General features: G+C 72.5%; 14 protein-coding genes. 11 read left to right on the top strand and 3 right to left on the bottom strand.

All coding sequences use genetic code 11. The features are described from left to right. Positions 1 to 119: 119 nt before the first annotated feature. Genes IE207_RS25995 through IE207_RS25985 form a run of 3 tightly spaced genes read left to right on the top strand, consistent with a single transcriptional unit; the run spans position 120 to position 2589 of the window. On the top strand, positions 120 to 815 hold the full coding sequence (locus IE207_RS25995) for a hypothetical protein (RefSeq protein ID WP_190186734.1): 696 nt from the start codon (positions 120 to 122) through the stop codon (positions 813 to 815). Beyond that, positions 812 to 1981 (top strand): MAB_1171c family putative transporter, encoded by a 1170-nt coding sequence (locus IE207_RS25990; protein ID WP_190186733.1) that lies wholly within the window; start codon positions 812 to 814, stop codon positions 1979 to 1981. The genes IE207_RS25995 and IE207_RS25990 overlap by 4 nt, the downstream gene beginning before the upstream one ends. Next, complete coding sequence (locus IE207_RS25985; RefSeq protein WP_190186732.1) at positions 1978 to 2589, top strand: phosphatase PAP2 family protein; 612 nt, start codon at positions 1978 to 1980, stop codon at positions 2587 to 2589. The genes IE207_RS25990 and IE207_RS25985 overlap by 4 nt, the downstream gene beginning before the upstream one ends. Positions 2590 to 2668: 79 nt before the next feature. On the opposite strand, the gene IE207_RS25980 is transcribed toward IE207_RS25985, so the two are convergent. Further along, positions 2669 to 3313 carry a TetR/AcrR family transcriptional regulator gene (locus IE207_RS25980; protein ID WP_190186731.1) on the bottom strand — a complete coding sequence of 215 codons (645 nt, stop codon included), beginning with the start codon at positions 3311 to 3313 and terminating at the stop codon, positions 2669 to 2671. A 239-nt stretch (positions 3314 to 3552) separates the two neighbouring features. Then, the gene (locus tag IE207_RS25975; RefSeq protein WP_190186730.1) at positions 3553 to 7518 is read right to left on the bottom strand and encodes a type I polyketide synthase; all 3966 of its coding nucleotides are present in this window, start codon (positions 7516 to 7518) and stop codon (positions 3553 to 3555) included. Between the two features lie 345 nt (positions 7519 to 7863). Here IE207_RS25975 and IE207_RS25970 point away from each other — a divergent pair, with 345 nt between their 5' ends. Together IE207_RS25970 and IE207_RS25965 are read left to right on the top strand one after the other, a co-directional pair. Then, positions 7864 to 9108, top strand: a complete 1245-nt coding sequence (locus IE207_RS25970; RefSeq protein ID WP_190186729.1) for a phenylacetate--CoA ligase family protein — start codon at positions 7864 to 7866, stop codon at positions 9106 to 9108. Between the two features lie 52 nt (positions 9109 to 9160). Then, positions 9161 to 9988: an MDR/zinc-dependent alcohol dehydrogenase-like family protein gene (locus IE207_RS25965; protein WP_190186728.1), complete on the top strand. Its 828-nt coding sequence runs from the start codon at positions 9161 to 9163 to the stop codon at positions 9986 to 9988. Positions 9989 to 10053: 65 nt separating this feature from the next. On the opposite strand, the gene IE207_RS25960 is transcribed toward IE207_RS25965, so the two are convergent. Further along, a complete protein-coding gene (locus tag IE207_RS25960) occupies positions 10054 to 11661 on the bottom strand; it encodes an FAD-dependent monooxygenase (RefSeq protein WP_190186727.1) in 1608 nt (535 codons plus the stop codon). A 273-nt stretch (positions 11662 to 11934) separates the two neighbouring features. Here IE207_RS25960 and IE207_RS25955 point away from each other — a divergent pair, with 273 nt between their 5' ends. From IE207_RS25955 to IE207_RS25930, 6 genes are all read left to right on the top strand, one after another. Next, positions 11935 to 13008: an aldo/keto reductase gene (locus tag IE207_RS25955; RefSeq protein WP_229874002.1), complete on the top strand. Its 1074-nt coding sequence runs from the start codon at positions 11935 to 11937 to the stop codon at positions 13006 to 13008. Between the two features lie 154 nt (positions 13009 to 13162). Then, positions 13163 to 14242 (top strand): ScbA/BarX family gamma-butyrolactone biosynthesis protein, encoded by a 1080-nt coding sequence (locus IE207_RS25950; protein ID WP_190186726.1) that lies wholly within the window; start codon positions 13163 to 13165, stop codon positions 14240 to 14242. A gap of 44 nt (positions 14243 to 14286) precedes the next feature. Further along, complete coding sequence (locus IE207_RS25945; protein ID WP_190186725.1) at positions 14287 to 14973, top strand: HAD family hydrolase; 687 nt, start codon at positions 14287 to 14289, stop codon at positions 14971 to 14973. An 82-nt stretch (positions 14974 to 15055) separates the two neighbouring features. Beyond that, positions 15056 to 16090 (top strand): 3-oxoacyl-ACP synthase III family protein, encoded by a 1035-nt coding sequence (locus IE207_RS25940; protein ID WP_190186724.1) that lies wholly within the window; start codon positions 15056 to 15058, stop codon positions 16088 to 16090. A 3-nt stretch (positions 16091 to 16093) separates the two neighbouring features. Beyond that, the gene (locus tag IE207_RS25935) at positions 16094 to 16297 is read left to right on the top strand and encodes a hypothetical protein (protein ID WP_190186723.1); all 204 of its coding nucleotides are present in this window, start codon (positions 16094 to 16096) and stop codon (positions 16295 to 16297) included. A gap of 89 nt (positions 16298 to 16386) precedes the next feature. Next, positions 16387 to 17631 (top strand): MFS transporter, encoded by a 1245-nt coding sequence (locus tag IE207_RS25930; RefSeq protein WP_229874001.1) that lies wholly within the window; start codon positions 16387 to 16389, stop codon positions 17629 to 17631. The last annotated feature ends 81 nt before the right edge of the window (positions 17632 to 17712 follow it).

The raw sequence follows: 17712 nt of genomic DNA, 5'->3' as shown, positions 1-17712 counted from the left end.
TGGGCAACGCGGAGTTCGACCATGCATACGACCGCTGTGACCGGATGCCACTCCCGTGGCGCACACCGCACGAAGTCAGCCCGCACGACGAAAACACCCGGGCCGGAATGGAACGCGATATGAGATGGCGCAGGCGACCGGCCGATCCCTGTGTCGCGATAGCGGACCGACTGCACATACCGCAGCCCTTCGACCTGTCGGCCTTCTGCGCCCGCATCGCCTCACAGCGCGGACGCCCCCTGCTCCTCCTGCCCCTCGAAGGGCCGCCCCAGCCGGACCTCCCCTGCGGCATCTGGATCGGTCTCGACACCGCCGACCTGGTCTTCTACGACCAGAGCGCCTCCGACTTGCTGCGCGTTCAGATCATCCTGCACGAGATCTCCCACATGCTGCTCGGCCACGTCGCCCCGCAGTTCGACGTCCCCCAGGACGCCACCGCCGATGAACTCGCCGCCGCCGCGGCGCACTTCGAACGCCTCCTGGACATGACCGCCCCCGCCGTCGAGGGACTCGACGAACACACCGTGGTGGCCCGCCTCATGCGGACCGAGGCCGAACGGCTCAGGGCCACCGCGGCCGCACCCCGGCCCGGCGACGACGAACTCGAACTGTCCGGCAGCCGCATCCTGAGCCTCCTCGGCCGCACCAAGTTCGACTCCGACCAGGAGAAGGACGCCGAGACCCTGGCCACCCTCGTCCTGGAACGCATCAGCCGCGACGAGGACCGCTCCACGTCCGACGGCGCCGCCGACGTCATCCACCGCCTCCACGACGCCTTCGCCCACCCCGCCCGCCGCACCCACCGGAACCGATGAGCATCCTCAAGATCACCATCATGGTCATGCTGTGGGCGGTGGCGCTGTGGCGCCTGCCCTCCGCGATCCGCGTCCCGCGCCAGCGCTCACTGTGGCTGGCCTTCACCGGACTGGCCCTGGCCACCACCCTCGCCATGCCGCCCATCAGCAGCTTCCTCGACACCTCGACCCACATCAACAACATCTCCGTGCCCGCCAAACACGCGGTCGGCATCGTCGCCTGCGGCGCCATCCTGGACTTCGTCTTCTCCATGGCCCGCCCCCAGCTCGTCCAGCGCACCCGCCTGCCGCACCTGGTCCTCGCGCTGGCCGTCATGCTCCTCATGGGCGTCCTGTTCGCGCACGTCGACCAGCCCACCCGCGTCGAGAACTTCTACGAGGCCTACGCCGGTACCCCCGCGGCCACCGCCTACCTCCTGACCTTCACCGCCTACCTGGGCCTGGCCATGGGCCTGTCCACCTGGCTCTTCCTCTCCTACGCCCGCCACGCCGGCGCCCGCTCCCTGCGCAACGGCCTGCGGCTCCTCGGCACCGGGACCGCCGTCGGCGTCGTCTACGCCGTCATCCGCATCGCCGCCCTGGTGGCCCGGCAGCTCGGTGACGGGCCCCTCGCCGACGAGGAAACGATTCAGCACACCGCCGACCTCGTCGAATACCTCGCCATCGGCCTGATCATCATCGGGAACTCCCTTCCCGCAGCGGGCGTCCTCGCCCGCACCGCCGCCGACTGGCGCGCCGGCCGGCGGCTGCGCCCCCTGTGGACCTCGCTGACCGAAGCCGTCCCCGACATCACCCTCCCCACCCCCCACCGCCACGGCATCCGCGTCCACTTGCACCGCACGGTCATCGAGATACGCGACGCCAGCCTCAGCCTGATGCCCTACGTCTCCGCCACCGTCCGGGACCGCGCCGACCGCGCCGCCGAGGAGGCCGGACTGCACGGCGAGGAACGGGAGGCGATGGCCGAGGCACTGTGGCTGCGCGCCGCCCACGCCGCGAAACTGCGCGGCACCGCCCCGGTCGCCGATCCCGCCCGGGGCCACGGCTCCGCACTGGAGGACGTCGACTTCCCCGCCGAAGTCCACCGGCTCCTGCTGATCAGCGCCGCATACCACTCACCCGCCGCGACGGCCTTCCTCACCGCGCCCGCCCCGGAGTCCCGATGACCCACACCGCACCCGCCCCGACCCAGGAGCCGGCCGCCGAGTCCCGCGCCGCCCGCCTGATCACAGACGGCCTCGAACCCAAGAACTGGATCATCGCCGTCACCCTCCTGACGGGCTGGCACGCCGACCGTTTCGCCGGCGTCGGATGGGGCCTGCTCGCCGCCCTGTTCTGCGGCGTCATCCCGATCCTCTTCATCAAGTGGGGCGAACGCCGCGGCCACTGGGGCGACCGCCACGTCCGCCGCCGCCAGGACCGACTCCTGGTCATCCCCGGCATCATGGCCTCCGTCGCCGTCTGCATCACCTTGATGGCCACCCTCGGCGCACCCCGCGAGATGATCGCCCTCATCGCCGCGATGCTGGTCACTCTGGTCGCCATCCTGGCGATCACCACGCTCTGGAAGGTCTCCGTCCACACCGCGGTCTCCTCCGGCGCCATCGCGATGCTCGCCCTCGCCTACGGCCCCTGGGCCCTCGCCGCCTACCCCCTGGTCGCCCTCGTCGGCTGGTCCCGCGTCGCCCTCCGCGACCACACCCCGGCCCAAGTCCTGGTCGGCACCCTCCTCGGCGCCCTCACCGCCACCCCGGTCTTCATGTCCATCCGCTGAGACCCCGTGCACGACCAGTTCCCCGGTCTCCGCGAGGAGACCGGGGCCCTGGTCACACTCCCGCAACGGGCGGGAAAGATCACCGTACGCTGGCGCAGCGCGGCACGAGTCCGTCGAGGACCGCGGTGCAGGCGGCCTGGAGGGCGGCCTCCAGGTCCGAGTCCTCCTCGGCGCCCCGCGTCCACTGGTAGAGCGTGCCGAGGTAGATGTCGCGCAGCAGGTGTCCGGCGAGCTCGACGTCGACGTCCTGGGGCACGTCGCCCCGCTCGCGTCCCGCTCTGATGAACTCGCTGAACATGTGTGCCGCGTACGGGTGCTCGTGGAGCGGGAACCCGGCACGGACCCAGGCCGTCAGCATCGCCTTGGTCTGGGCCGGGTTGCGCACGCTGATGTCGGCGAGGATGCTCATGCACCGGGACAGGACGTGCCGGGTGGCCTTGTCCTCGGGGTTGGTGAGCCCCCCCGCCTCCAGGCCCTCGCGCAGCAACTCCCGCCGCTCCTGACCCCATTCGGCGATGAGGTCTTCCTTGCGCTGGAAGTGGTTGAAGAAGGTGCCGCGCGCCACATCGGCCCGCTCGGTGATCTCGTCAACCGTGGTCTGGTCGTATCCCTGCTGGGTGAAGAGCACCAGCGCGGCTTCGTAGATGCGGTTCTTGACACGCAGTTTGTTGCGTTCGCGGCGGCCCTGCGGTTGCGTCACGGTGGTGGCCGGTGTGTCTCCCATGTGTACTCCTGTCGCGCGCGGTGTGCGGGGTGGCCCGTCCCGGCTGCCGCCGCCCGGGGTGTGACGGGGAAACGGGTTCAGTTGACCGAGGCCTGGACAGGACCCCTGCACGGGCGGTTCCGTCCACTTGTACCACGATCCATGAATGAACAATAGTGCATGTTTATGCCGTGATTGAAACCGGTGGCGCGAGCGGCGGCACCTGTCACGCACCGCTCCCACCGGCTGGTTTCCTCGTTTCAGCCGCGCACCGGACCGGCCTCGGCGACCTCGGTCGCCAGACTCCGCAGACTGTCCTGGCCGAGCAGCCGCAGCAGCGCGATGTCGCGGCCGGTCTCACGCCGTACGCGTCCCCGCAGTTGCGCCGCGGTCACGGAATCGATGCCGTACGCCTGGAGGGTGCGGCGCAGGTCGAGGCGGTCCCGGGGCATGCCCAGCACATGGGCCGCCGCGTTCAGGAACGCCTCCCCGGCGTCCGGCGCGCCGCCGCCGGCCGGCCCGCGCGGAACGCCGGCCGGCCGGGGCGCCGGCGCGGCGGTCTTCGCCGCCAACGGCCCGACGGCCGCGGCCGGCTGCGCCGGCTGCCGCACCAGAACGGCGTGCTGGCACCCGGCCGGAAGACGGTCCACGACCCGGGTCAGCGCCGACATCGGCATGCGCACGGTGTCGCCGATCCGCTGCGCCGACCGCTGCACCCGCTCCAGCGGTGTTCTGGCGCGGCTGGACGAGCCCTCGAGCCGGTGCAGCCGGATGCCGCGGAACTCGGCGAGAACCGTTCCCTCCGGATCCCTCACCACCACCTCCGCCCGGGCCTCCCGGCCCGACTGCCGTGGCGCGAACCGCGCGTGCACCCAGACCTCGTCACCGAGCGGGTGGTGGAAGCGCACCTGCTCGAACGAGGCGACGGCGTAAGTGCTGTCGACGGGCAGCGACGCGGGGACGGCGGCCAGCAGCAGCATCAGGCACCCTTCCCAGGCCGCGTGCGAAGACGACGCGGGCCGCCCCAGCTGGGCGACCACCTCACCGTCCCTGCGCCACAGGTGCCGCACCGTGCGCAGTCCCGGGCCGGGGACGTAACCACGGCGGGCGAGGGCGGCGAAGAACCGGTCCGGGGTCACATGCGTGGCGCAGCGGCCCAAGGCATCGGCGAGGTGCCCTTCCACGCCGGAGACCCGACCCACCCCCACGCGCTGCCCGCCCGGCACCCCGTCCAGACGCACCCGTGCGCTCAGCCCGGTCCGCGAGGTGTCGCCCACCGTACGGACCTGCGCACGCAGCGCGCCGGCTCCGGACTCCGTCGCCACCTCCAGAGTCAGGGCGCCGCCCTCCGGGGCGTCGATCAAGTCCCCGACCCTGATGTCCTCCAGGACGACCGCCCCGGCGGGAGCGGTGGCGGCGACCGCCTCGTGCAGCGCGGCCAGGTGCAGTGTCGGCGGTACGGGGGCCAGCCCGCGCAGAGCGACCACGGCGCCGGTCAGGTCCACGCTGATCCGGGAGACGGTTCCCGTCGGCGGGGCGGAGCCGGTGGGCAGCGCCCGGCGCAGCACCTCCGCGTCCCACGGGTAGGCGGGCAGCTTCACCTGCCGGGCCGGTCCCCTGAACCAGCGCTCCCAGTCGACCCGGCCCCCCGCGGCGAAGAACGCGCCGAGCGACCGGGTCAGCGCCAGCGCCTCGTCGGCGGTGCGCCGCGTCGTGGAGGCGACGACGGCCGACGCCCCGCCGGACTCCAGGGCGGTGTCCTCGATGGAGGTGAGCAGCAGCGGGTGCGGGCTCATCTCGACGAAGACGCTGTCGGCCTCCTTCACCAGTCGGCGGATGCCGTCGAGGAAGCGGACCGGACGTCGTAAGTTGTCCATCCAGTACGCGGCGTCGAGCTCCGCTCCCGTCAGCAGGCAGTCGTGGACGGTGGAGTGCAGGGGCACCCGGCCGTCGCGAGGTGCGATGCCGGCCAGTCGCACGAGCAGGTCGTCGCGCAGCTGGTCCATGACGGGGGAGTGGGAGGCGACGTTCACCCGCACCGCACGGTGGAAGACCCCCTCCCGCTCCAGCCGCCGCCCGATGCGCCCCAGCGCGGCGGCGTCTCCGGCGAGCACGGTCGAGGTGGGGGAGTTCTCGGCGGCGACGCAGACGCCGCCCTCCTGCGCCGCGACGTCCGCGGCCTGCTCCGGCGAGAGGTCCACGGACAGCATCGCGCCCTGCCCCGCGGTGCTCTGCATCAGCGCGCTGCGGCGGCAGATGACGGCCGCGGCGTCGGCGAGCGTGAGCGCGCCGGTGACGGCGGCGGCCGCGCTCTCGCCCATGCTGTGCCCGATGCACACCTCGGGGTCGACGCCCATGTCGCGCCAGACGGCGGCCAGGGCCACTTCCATGGCCCACAGCACGGGCTGTACCGCGCCGACCTCGTCGGGGAAGTCCCGGGACGCCGAGGCGAGGACCTCGCGTACCGAACGGCCCGTCTCATGGCGGACGGCCTCGTCGCACTCCTGGAACGCGCGGGTGAAGGCGGGTGTGGTGGCCATGAGGGACAGGCCCATTCCCGGCCATTGGGAACCCTGTCCGGGGAAGACGAAGACGGTGCGCTTGTCCGAGCCGAAGTCGGCGTCACCGGTTCCGGCCCGCTCCGTGGCCCGGCCGGCGGCCACGTCCTCGAGCGCGGCGGCCAGTTCGGCGTGGTCGGCGCCGGTCGCCCACAGCCGGAAGGGGTGGGCGTCGCGGTGCAGCGCCGCGGTGGCGCACAGGTCCCACAGCGGCAGCGCGGCGCCGGCCCCGCCGGGGGAGAGGTGGTCGGCCCAGTCCGCGGCGAGCCGTCGCAGGGCCGGCTCGGAGCGGGCGCTGAGCACGAGCAGGTGGGCGGGTCTGCCCTCGGGGAGTTCCGTGGGGCCGTGTCCGGGCCGCAGCGGGGAGCGCTCCGCCTCGGTGACGACGACGTGTGCGTTGGTGCCGGACAGGCCGAAGGAGCTGACGCCGACGGTGGCGGCGCGGCCGTCCGTTTCCAGGGGTTCGTTCCCGGTCACCAGGCGGAGCCGGTTCGCCTCGTCAGTGAGCAGGGGCTGGGGGTCCCTCAGGTGCAGGGAGGCGGGGATGACGCCGTGCCGGGCGACGAGGACGGCCTTGATGAGACCGGCGATGCCGGCCGCGGCTTCGGCGTGCCCGATGTTGGACTTCACCGAACCGCACCTCAGCGGCCCCCGCCGCGGCCGCCGTTCGCGCGCCGCCGCGGCGAGGACCTGCAGTTCCACGGCGTCGCCCACGGGCGTGCCCGTGCCGTGGGCCTCCACGTAGTCGAGGTCCGACGGCTCGATCCCCGCGTCCCGCCACGCTCTTCGGACCATGTCGTCCTGGCCCGCGACCGCCGGTTTGATCAGTGATCCGCTGCTGCGTCCGTCATTGGTCACGGCGCTGCCCGGCAGCAGGGCCAGTACGGGGTAGCCGGCCCGCTCGGCGTCTTCGAGCCGGCTGAGGACCACGACGCCGATGCCCTCGCTGCGGACGAACCCGTCCGCGCTCGTGTCCCCGAACTTGCAGCGCCCGTCGGGCGACAGCATGGCCGCCTGGGAGAAGGCGATCGCGTCCAGCGGGGAGAGGATGATGTTGGCGCCGCCCGCGATGGCCAGGTCCGTCTCGCCGCTCAGCAGGCTCTGGCGGGCCATGTGCACGGCGACCAGGGACGACGAACAGGCCGTGTCGACCATCATGCTGGGCCCGCGCAGGTCCAGGTCGTAGGACAGACGGCCCGAGGCCATGGCCCGGAAGTAGCTGCCGGCCGCCTCGCGCAGGCTGTTGCCGTCGGCGGTGCTGTGGCGGCCGTAGTCCGCGGTGGCCTGCCCTATGTACACGCCGGTGGCCGAGCCGGCGAGCGCGGACGGCCGGATGCCGGCGTCTTCGAGCGCTTCGCGGACCACCGGAAGCAGCAGGCGGTGCTGCGGGTCGACGCTGGCGGCCTCCGCCGGCGAGATCCCGAAGAAGCCGGCGTCGAAGAGGAACGGGTCGTCCAGGAAGCCGCCGTGACGGCTGACGGTGCGGCCCGGGGTGCCGGACCGGTCGGCGACGTACGGCGTGATGTCGAAGCGCTCGGGCGGGACGGGGGTGATGCAGTCCTTGTTGGCGATCAGGTTGTCCCAGAACTGCTCGACGCTGCCGGCCTGGGGAAACCTGCACCCCATCCCCACCACCGCGATCGCTGTTTCCCCGTTGCGTCCACTCATGAGAATCCCCCTGTCTGCGGTGACGCGCAGAGCGCGTCAGGGCACTGCCCCCCGGCAGCTCCGCAGCGAGATCGTAGTTCAAATGTGGACCGCAGGACAATGATGTGCTTACAGCTCATCTTCGGCTCGATGCGGGCGGTGTGTCAGGTGACGCCTCGTCATGGCGTCGCCGCCCCACGCGAATTCCCCATGGGCAACATGCGGAAATTGGTCTATGGTAAAAACTCGTACTCCAGACCAAGAAGGAACGCCGGTAGTAAGTTGGACCGCAGGGCAACCCCTCGTCAGGGGGTGCGCGCCGCCCTGCACCCACCGGCCACACAGGATCGAGGAGGGGGACCTCGGATGGTTTCGTACGTATACCGACCAGCGCCTTCGCCGAGTGCGCCGGAGCGCGCCGGCAAGGGCGCCGCTGGTCCGCGGGGGCCGGGAGGCGGTGCTCCGGTCTCCGTCCTGGAGGGCGTGCTGCACCAGGCGGCCCGCCTCCCGTCGCTCGCCGCGAAGTACGAACGGGAGCTCGCGCGGCGCTCGTTCGCCCTCGCCGACCTCCCCGTACTCAGCCGGGGGGAACTGGCCACGGCGACCGCCGAGGCCCTCGCCCTCAACGCGGGCGAGGGGCTGCTGTGGGCGCACGGCGGCACGCTCGACACCCCGGACCTGACCCTGCTGCCGGAGCAGATGTTCACCTCCGAGATCCGCAGCGCCTGGAACCCGCTCCGCACCACCGACGTCGTCGCGAACCTGCACCCCGCGGGCCGGATGCAGCCCGACCACTACTTCTTCAACCGGTTCGCCACCGCGTCCGGCGCCACCGTCCTGCCGCTGGGGTCCCTGCCCGAGGGCGCGGACGACGACTGGCTGCGCTTCCTGGCCCGCAACCACGTCACCGCCATCGCGGCGCCCCCGCACGCCGTCACCCGGCTGCTGCGAGCCAGCACCGCCGGCCGGCCGCTCCCCTGGCTGCGCACCCTCATGCTGGGAGGCGCCGCCCACGACACCACCGACGACGGCCTGCTCGCCTCCCACTTCCCCTACACCGCGGTGTGGCGCCTGTACGGGACCCCGACGGCCTGGGTGATCGGGCAGCGCGGCCCGCACTGCCTGGCCGGCATCTACCACCCGCTGCCGCACCAGCACGTCGAAGCGGTGGACGGGCGGCTGCTGGTGACGACCCTCACCCCCTCCCGGACCCCGGCGCTCATCCGCTACGACACCGAGGAGCGCGGTGAGTTCGCCCACTGCGCGTGCGGCCGGCCGGGACCGGCCCTGCGCGTCCTCGGTACCCGACCGCCGTTCTTCCGCTTCCACGGCCGCACCCTGTCCGCCCGCGAGCTCGTCGACCTGGCCACCGCGCACGACGAGGTCAGCGCCGCCCAGGTCGTGCTCACCCCCGAACAGCGGATCCAACTGCGCATCCGCCTCGCCCCCGGCGTACCCGACGACCACCACAGCCACGCCTGGATCAGGTTCCGGGTGCTGGAGAACCATCTCGCCCTCGCGGCGTGCGCCCTCGAACAGCCGGACGCGTTCGAGGTGCTCGCCGTTCAAGAGCTCACCGGCACGTCCGTCCTCGTCACCGAGGAGCGCTGACGTGCCGGACGACGCCGGCAAGGAAACCGTCATACCGATGAGAGGAATTGTCATGCCCGATCAGCTCACCTCCATGCAGGACACGGTCACGGCCCAGGCGGACGACGAAATCCTCGTCGCGGTGCGCGCGGTGGCCCCCGAGATCGACGAGATGATCAAAGCCGAGCCGCTGCCCGAGGGGTGGCTGCGGGGCTGGGACGTCGCGGGAGTCGTGATGCGCGCGGCCCCCGAGGGGTTCAGCCCCAAGCCGGGTGACCGGGTCGTGGCCGTGGCCACGAGCACCGAGTGGTCGTCCTGCATGGCCCTGCCCACCGAGTACGCCACCGTCCTGCCCGACCACGTGAGCTTCGAGCAGGCGGCGGCGCTGCGCGTGGCGGTCCTGACGGCACTGCGCCTCGTACGCAGCGCGGGTTCCGTCCGCGGCCGGGCCGTCCTGGTGACGGGCGCCGGGGCCGGCATCGGACGGCTGCTGGTGGAGCTTCTGGCGGCGCTGGGCGCCGACGTCACGGCGCTGGTGGCCGAGGCCGGGCAGGCCGCCGAGGCCGCGGAGCTCGGTGCCGCGTGGGCGACGGCGGACCAGGCCGAGGTCACCGGCGCCTTCGACATCGTGTACGAGGCGGCCGAGGCGGGGCCCACGGCCGCCGGGGGCCGGCTGACGGCCGACGGAGGAACGGTCTACCTCTACGAGAGCTTCGCCGCGCGGCACGTGGACATCGGCTTCTTCCGGTTCTTCGGCGGCCCCGAGCAGGCCGGCCTGCGGCATTTCGTCTTCCGCACGGCAACGCCGGAGGACCGCGGCCTCGCCCAGCTGCTGGACCTCATGACCACCGGCGAGCTGTCGCTGGGCCCGGCAGCCGTCGCGCAGACGACCGCCGTCTGATCACGTGCCGATGGGGGGTGCGGCCGTCCGGCCGCACCCCCCATCGGCGCTTTCGGCTACCGGCGTCAGCGGGCGGCGCCGGCCACCGGGCCGAGCCACCAGGTCAGTTCGGCGTGCAGCCGGTCCAGGTCCCCGGAGTGACCGTGGGCGGCTATGTGCCCGTCGGGCCGCACGAGGTAGTAGCCCTGCTGCCCGCAGCCCGTCGAGGCACGTGCGGAACCCGCCGACAGGTCGACGGTGCGCACCTGGGGCCACCCGGCGGCGAGCGCGCGCGTCTGCGAACGCCAGGCCACCGCGTCGCCCGCGCAGGTCACCACCAGGCTCCACCCGGCCGGCTGTTCGCCGGGGCCCGCGATCCCGTGCGGCAGGGCCAGCTCCCGCGGGAAGACCGCGCCGACGACCAGGCCGCCGGGCAGCTTCGAGCGCAGCCGGCACGGCCCGCGCCCCGAGGGCACCTGGGTGGCGCGCGTGGCGGGGTAGGCCAGCCGGCGCCCCGCCATGACCGGCGCGTAGAGCCCGAACAGCCCGCTGCGCTCGGCCAGGCGGAAGGCGATGTCCCGGGCGGCGACCGCGGCGGGCCCCTGCACCATCCACCCCCGGGTCTGGATGTCGGTGTCACGCACCACCCGTCGGGCCACGGCGGCCCGTTCGGGCCCGTAGGTGAGCAGCAGAGCGGAGGGCGCCTGGCCGTGGAGCACCGCTGCGATCTTCCAAGCCAGGTTGTGGGCGTCCTGGATGCCCGTGTTGAGGCCCTGCCCGCCGGCGGGGCTGTGGACGTGCGCCGCGTCCCCCGCGATGAAGACCCGTCCCAGCTGGAACTCGGTGGCGTGGCGGGCGTGGATGCGGAATTCGCTGACCCACACCGGCTCGGTCAGCCGCACGCCCCGCGGCCCGCGTTCGTCCACGATCTTCTGCATGCGCTCGACGCTGACCTTCTCGCCCGCGGGCAGGCTGGAGAAGAACCGGAAGACACCGCCCGGCAGGGCGACGATCACCAGCGCGCCGGCCGACGACTGGTAGTACAGGGCCTGGTCCGGCGGCAGGAACCCCTCGATGCGCGCGTCGACGAGGGCGAAGGCGCTCTCGTACGTACTGCCGGTGAACCCGCCGCCGAGCTGGGCCCGTACGGCGCTTCCCGCGCCGTCGGTGCCCACGACGAACGGGACCCGGGTGCGCTCGATGCGCCCGTCGCCGTGTTCGAGCACGGCCGTGACGTCCGGGGCGCCCTCGATGCGGCCGGAGAAGTCGACGCCCTCCAGCGTGAGCAGCCGCACCCCCCGCTCCACCTTGCCGCCCAGGCTCGCCAGCCGCTCGCGCAGGATGCGCTCGGTCTCGTTCTGCGGCAGGCACACGGGGCTGAGGTGCTGCGGGAAGTCGAACCCGGCCAGACGCCGGCGCTCGGAGAAGTAGCTGAACGCGTTGATCTGGATCCCGGCCCCGCGCAACCCGCCGAGGACTCCGAGGTCCTCGAAGAGGTCGATGCTGCGCGGCCACACCAGCAGCGCCTTGGGGAAGGGCGAGGGCTCCGGCGCGCGGTCTATCACCCGTACGCGCACGCCCCTGCGCAGCAGTTCGCACGCCGCCGTCATCCCGCTCGGCCCCGCCCCCACGACGAGCACGTCGTAGGGCTCGGGCGCCCCGTCCGTCCGCGTCTGCCCGGAGGTGCTCGGCATATCCGTCCCGCCTCTCATTGACGACAACCATCAAATCTCTTATGTTTCTTCGAAACCTTACATCCCCGCTCGGGGCCTGGCGAGAGGACCGGGCCATCGAAGGCGAGCAGCCCCCCGACGCCACCCGAGCCGACCCCCCGATACGGGGAGCGCCTGGAAAATCCCCCGTTGCCCAGGCGCTCCCTCCTCCCCCCGGCACCCCCTGCCACACCCCGGCACCCCCTGCCGCACCGGCACCCCCTGCCACACGAAAATCCATCGACCGAAAGCAGGATGAAGATGCGATACCGCTACCTGGGCGACACCGGACTGTCCGTGTCGGAGCTGTGCTTCGGCGCCATGACGTTCGGCGGCGGGGCCTCCTTCCTGGGCGCCGCCGACCGCAACTGGTCGGAATTCGGCACCGTCCAGGACGGGAACGTCGAGCAGATGATGAGCCAGGCCCTCGACGCCGGCATCAACTTCTTCGACACCGCCGACGTCTACAAGAACGGCATGGGAGAGGAGTTCTTCGGCCGCACGCTCGCCAAGGTCCGCGACCGCGTCATCATCGGCACCAAGGGCCGCTGGCGCATCACGGACGACCCGAACGACATCGGGGCGACGCGCCACCACCTCTACGCGGCCGTCGAGGACAGCCTCAGGCGCCTGAACACCGACTACATCGACCTCTACCACATCCACGGCTTCGACCCGCGCACCTCGCTCGACGAGACGCTGCGCGTGCTCGACGACCTGATCCGCTCGGGCAAGGTCCGCTACATCGGCGTCTCCAACTTCGCCGGCTGGCAGCTCATGAAGGCACTGGCGGTCTCCGACCGCCGCAACCTCAGCCGCTTCGTCTGCTACCAGGGCTACTACAACATCGCGGCCCGCGACCTCGAACGGGAGATCGTGCCGCTCGCCGTCGACCAGAACGTCGGCATCACCGCCTGGTCCCCGCTGGCCGGCGGGTTCCTGACGGGCAAGTACCGCCGCGGCGAGGGCCGCCCCGAGGGCAGCCGCCTGTCCCAGCGGACCCCCGCCGAGTCGGCGCCGCTGACCGACGAGGACCAGGCCTACGACATCGTCGACACCATGGCGCAGGTCGCCGAGGAGCGCGGCGCCACCGTCGCGCAGGTGGCCATCAACTGGGTCCTCGCCAAGCCCGGCATCACCTCGGCCGTCATCGGCGCGACCAAGCCGCACCAGCTCGCCGACAACCTCCAGGCGATGGAGTGGACGCTGAACGAGGACGAACTCGCCCGCCTCGACAAGGTCAGCGAGACCGCTGCGCCCTACCCGTACTGGCACATCGGCACCGTCGGCGCCGACCGCAAGCTGCCGGGCGACGTCTACCCGGCCTGATCACCACCACCTGGCGCGCTGCGCGGGCGACAACTGCGCAGCCGTGGGGGGACGACCCGTCGTCGTCCCTCCACCCGCTGTGCCCCGCGCCCGCGTCGGTCCGTGCACCGACAGTGAGCAGGAACCCTCACCGCGAACAGAAAGCCAGGCCACCATGACCACTGCCATCGAGGTCGCCGCCGAGGCGCTCCCGGAACTCGACTACGCCCGCACCGTCGACCGCCTCCTCGTCCACCGGGACGCCCTGGGAGAGGTGTTCCTGACGGACCTCCAGCCACTCGGCGACACGAGATACGCGGCGGCCGCGCAGCTGCCCCGCTCGCACGCCTACTACGGCGACCACCTGCTCCGCCCGGGGTACCACGACCCCCTGCTGATCCTCGAAGCGTGCCGCCAGGCCACCCTCGCCGGTGCCCACCGCTTCTTCGGCGTCCCGGCCGACAACAAGTTCATCCTCACCCACCTGAGTCTGCGCCTCGAACGCCCCGAGCTGGTGTTCGTGGGAACCTCGCCGTTCCGCCTCGCCATGCACGTGGGCATCGGCAAGCGCATGGAGCGCGAGGGCCGGGTCACCGGACTCGACTACGAGATCACCCTGTCGGGCGGCGGCGCCGTGTTCGGCACCGCGTCCGTGGGACTGCGGTTCAAGGACCCCAACGGCTACCTCACGCTCCGGCTGAACAACCGGGACGGAATGGCCCTGCCGTCCTCCGCCTCCTATCCTGCCGTCACCCCCGGCGCCCCCATCGCCCCGCACCTGGTGGGCCGGGCCAACCCCGACAACGTCGTCCTGCTCGACGGCGTGGTCATCGGCGAGAGCGCACAGGCACTGCTGCGCATCCCGGCCAGGCACGCCAGCCTCTTCGACCACCCGCAGGACCACCTGCCCGGCATGGTGATCGCCGAAGGGGCGCGGCAGCTCGCCCTGCTCGCCGCGCTCGAAGTCCGCGGACTCGCCGCCTCCAAGACCCTGCTCACCGCGCTCGACGTGCGCTTCACACGCTTCGGCGAGCTGGAGGACGACACGGTGCTGAGCGCCGCCGTGGGCGCCTCCGGCCGCGGGCACCGCCCCGCCGAGGCACCCGTCGACTACACCCTCGGCGGTGTCCTGGACGCCGCCGACGAGGACGAGGACGAGCGGCGCCCCGAGGACCTGCGGGTCGCGGTCGAGGCGACGCAGAAGGGCGAGGTGCTGTGCACGTTCGCCTTCACGCTCACGCGCATGACGGCATGACGGCACGACGCCATGACCCGCGCCACGCCGACCAAGGGGCCACGATGAACAGCACCACACGGACGGCGGCGTTCTCCGACGTCGACGAAACGCTGATCCGCGTCAAGAGCATGTTCCGCTTCCTGGAGTTCTACCTGCGCGGGCGGGGCGAGCCGCCGGCCACCTTCGCACGGCTGACGGGTGAGCTGCGCCAGGCCGTGCTGCGGGGCGCCGCACGCGCCGACGTCAACCGCCGCTACTACCGCCTGCTGCGGGGCGAGAGCGCGAGACGACTGGCGGACGAGGGGCAGCGGTGGTTCGCCCACGAGTGGCAGGAACTCCCCGACGGCCTTTACGTACCCGAGGTCGAAGAGGCCCTCGCCGGCCACCGCAAGGCCGGACGGGACCTGGTCCTCGTATCCGGATCCTTCTTCGCCCCGCTCGACCCGGTCGCGGCGGACGTCGGTGCTTCGGCCGTCCTCGCCACCCGACCCGTGATCCGCCGCGGCGAACTCACCGGAGAGGTGCTGGCCCCGATGATCGGCGAGACGAAGGGACGCGCCGTCCGCCTCACCGCGCCGCTCGGCGGGCTGGACCTCGCGGGCAGCTGGGCGTACGGCGACCACGAAAGCGACCTGCCGATGCTGAGGGCGGTCGGCCATCCCGTCGTCGTCGGCGACGATCCGCAGCTCGCGGTGCACGCGGCCGCGCCGGGATGGGGCCGTCTGCTCCCCGGACCGGCGCGGCGATGACAACGGCCGGGCCCCTCGGCCGGGCCCGGCGCCACCAGCGGGCCGCCCCCGGCGGTCCGTCCGCAACAGGGGGAGGGACCCAATGACCCGCATCGGAATCGTGTCCACCGGCTCGTACCTGCCCGACACCGTGGTCGGCAACGAGGAGATAGCGCGCGGAGCGGGGGTGAGCGACGAATGGATCGTCCGCAAGACCGGCATCCGCGAACGGCGCCGAGCCGACGACCGCGACGCCACCTCGGACCTCGCGGCCCGCGCGGCCCTCGCGGCCCTGGAGCAGGCGGGGGTGCAGCCGCAGGACGTCGCGTACATCGTGCTCGCGACCTCCACGCCCGACCATCCGCAGCCCGCGACCGCGAGCATCGTGCAGCACCTCATCGGTGCGGTGAACGCGGCCGCCTTCGACATCAACGCCGTGTGCAGCGGCTTCGTCTACGCCACGACCGTCGCGGAGCGGCTGCTGCGCGCCGCCGACGACGGCCGCTACGCCCTGGTCATCGGCGCGGACATCTACTCGCGGATCCTGGACTACTCGGACAGCAAGACCGCCATCCTCTTCGGCGACGGCGCGGGCGCGGTGCTGCTCGGCGCGGTGCCCGAGGCCCGGGGCATCACGGAGACCAGTCTGCTCAGCCGCGGCGACCAGTACCGCCTGATCAGCGTTCCGGCCGGCGGCAGCCGCATGCCGGCGAACGACCGCACGCTGCGGGAGGGAGCCCACTACTTCCGCATGGACGGCCGCGGGGTGCGCTCCTTCGTACAGGACAACCTGCCGGCGGCACTGCACGAACTGCTGGAGCGGGCCGGTGTGGAGCGTGAGCTGGTGCGGCACTTCGTACCGCACCAGGCCAACGGCGTCATGCTCGGCGAGGTGTGGCCGGAGCTTGGCCTGCCCCGGGCGACCATGCACCTCGCGCTGGAGGAGTACGGCAACACCGGCTCCGCGTCGGTGCCCATCACGCTCGACGTGGCGCACCGGCGGGGCGAGTTCGCCGACGGGGAGACGGTTTTGATGGCCGGCTTCGGCGGCGGGATGACCGTGGGCGCGGTGCTGACCCGGTGGGCGCCCACCGCTTTCGCGCGGCCGCGGGAGCAGGAACTCACGGCGGTGGTCTGAGCCGTGGGCGCCCACTCCACCGCGGCGGCGTCCGTCGCACACGATCCCGAGCTCATCAGGCTGATCGAGCAGTACGTCGCCCGGCGCAGGCGGGAGCGTCTGCGCCAGGCCGTCGAGCGGTCCCTCGCCGAGCGGCTGCTGGGCGAGGCCCAGCCGCAGCGGCGGCCCGGCCCCCACCCGCCGGTGCATCAATTATCGAGCAGGTAAGCGGTAGCGGACATCTATAAGATGTCTTATGCTCTGCTGAAGTCATCCGACCATGCGCAATCACGCAACTCTCAAGCAGGAGGAGAACTGTGTCCGACCACAGTTCAAGCGGCCGCCCCAGCACCACGGCGATCACGGTGGGCCTGTTCTTACTGGCACTGAACTTACGGCCCGCGCTCGGCGCCGTATCCCCCGTCCTGGGCGACATCCAGGGGTCCCTCAATCTGTCCGATTCGGCAGTCAGCCTGCTCACCACCCTGCCCGTGGTGTGCCTGGGCGTCTTCGCCGCCGTCTCGCCCGCCCTCTCCCGCCGACTGGGCACCCCGGTCGCGCTGGTGCTGGGCTTCGTACTCCTCATCGCCGGCATCCTGATCCGGCTCGAAACCGCCGCCTGGGCCATGTTCCTGGGCACCGCCCTCGCGGGAGCCGGTCTCGCCATCGGCAACGTCCTCATGCCGGCGGTCATCAAGAGCGCCTTCCCGAACCGCGTCCGGCTCTACACAGGCATCGCGACCGCCGCGCTCAGCGCCGGCGCCGCGCTGTCCGCGGGCATCGCGGTACCCCTGCGCGACAGCGTCGGCGGCTGGAGCAACTCCCTGGCCCTGTGGGCCCTGCCCGCCGCCGTCGGCCTGCTCGTCTGGCTGCCCCTGTCCAAGCGGTCCTCCCGGCCCGCGGCCACCGCTGCCGCTCCCACCGGCGACAAGGGATCGCTGCTCGGCGACGCCATGGCCTGGCAGGTCACCGGCTACCTCGCCCTGCGCGCCCTGGCCTACTTCACCGCCCTGGGCTGGCTCCCGACCGTCCTGGTCGACTTCGGCTACAGCAACTCCTCGGCCGGCGCCATGCTCTCCCTGGCCATGCTCATCAGCGTGCCCGGCGCGCTGGTCGCCCCGGTGCTGGTCGGGCGCAACGGAACCGCCCCCATCGTGACCGTCATCGCCGTCGCCGGTGCGGCGAGCCTCCTCGGCCTGCTGTTCCTCCCGGGCGTCGCCGTCCTGTGGGTCGCCATCCTGGGCCTGACGCTGGGCGCCGGGCACGCGATGGCCCTGACCTTCATCGGCCTGCGGGCCGAGAACCCGCAGACCGCCGCGCAGCTGTCCGGCATGGTGCAGACCATCGGCTACCTGGTCGGCGGCATCGCCGGCCCGCTGCTGCTCGGCCTCCTGCACGGCGCGACCGACAGCTGGACCGTCTCGCTGACCCTCCTCGCCGTCTTCACCCTGCCCGAGCTCGTGTTCGGCCTGTGCTCCAGCCGCAACCGCTTCGTGCGGGCGCGCAGGGCCGCGCAGCAGCCGGCCGCCGCCCCCACCCCGGGGCCCGCGCTCGTCGACTGACCGCTCCCCGGCGGCCACCCCCCACGCCCATCCCCACCCCCACCCCCACCCCCACCTCCGGCGCCTCGCCTCGCCGCCCAT

It is taken from the genome of Streptomyces cirratus, assembly GCF_014650775.1.
GTDB classification, from domain to species: domain Bacteria; phylum Actinomycetota; class Actinomycetes; order Streptomycetales; family Streptomycetaceae; genus Streptomyces; species Streptomyces cirratus.
The sequence above is the reverse complement of the archived record's forward strand: the minus strand, read 5'-3'. Positions and strand labels throughout refer to the sequence as shown.

Coding starts and splice junctions, on each gene's coding strand:
- IE207_RS25995 (WP_190186734.1), top strand. CDS start 120: ATGAGATGGCGCAGGCGACCGGCCGATCCCTGTGTCGCGATAGCGGAC.
- IE207_RS25990 (WP_190186733.1), top strand. CDS start 812: ATGAGCATCCTCAAGATCACCATCATGGTCATGCTGTGGGCGGTGGCG.
- IE207_RS25985 (WP_190186732.1), top strand. CDS start 1,978: ATGACCCACACCGCACCCGCCCCGACCCAGGAGCCGGCCGCCGAGTCC.
- IE207_RS25980 (WP_190186731.1), bottom strand. CDS start 3,313: ATGGGAGACACACCGGCCACCACCGTGACGCAACCGCAGGGCCGCCGC.
- IE207_RS25975 (WP_190186730.1), bottom strand. CDS start 7,518: ATGAGTGGACGCAACGGGGAAACAGCGATCGCGGTGGTGGGGATGGGG.
- IE207_RS25970 (WP_190186729.1), top strand. CDS start 7,864: ATGGTTTCGTACGTATACCGACCAGCGCCTTCGCCGAGTGCGCCGGAG.
- IE207_RS25965 (WP_190186728.1), top strand. CDS start 9,161: ATGCCCGATCAGCTCACCTCCATGCAGGACACGGTCACGGCCCAGGCG.
- IE207_RS25960 (WP_190186727.1), bottom strand. CDS start 11,661: ATGCCGAGCACCTCCGGGCAGACGCGGACGGACGGGGCGCCCGAGCCC.
- IE207_RS25955 (WP_229874002.1), top strand. CDS start 11,935: ATGAAGATGCGATACCGCTACCTGGGCGACACCGGACTGTCCGTGTCG.
- IE207_RS25950 (WP_190186726.1), top strand. CDS start 13,163: ATGACCACTGCCATCGAGGTCGCCGCCGAGGCGCTCCCGGAACTCGAC.
- IE207_RS25945 (WP_190186725.1), top strand. CDS start 14,287: ATGAACAGCACCACACGGACGGCGGCGTTCTCCGACGTCGACGAAACG.
- IE207_RS25940 (WP_190186724.1), top strand. CDS start 15,056: ATGACCCGCATCGGAATCGTGTCCACCGGCTCGTACCTGCCCGACACC.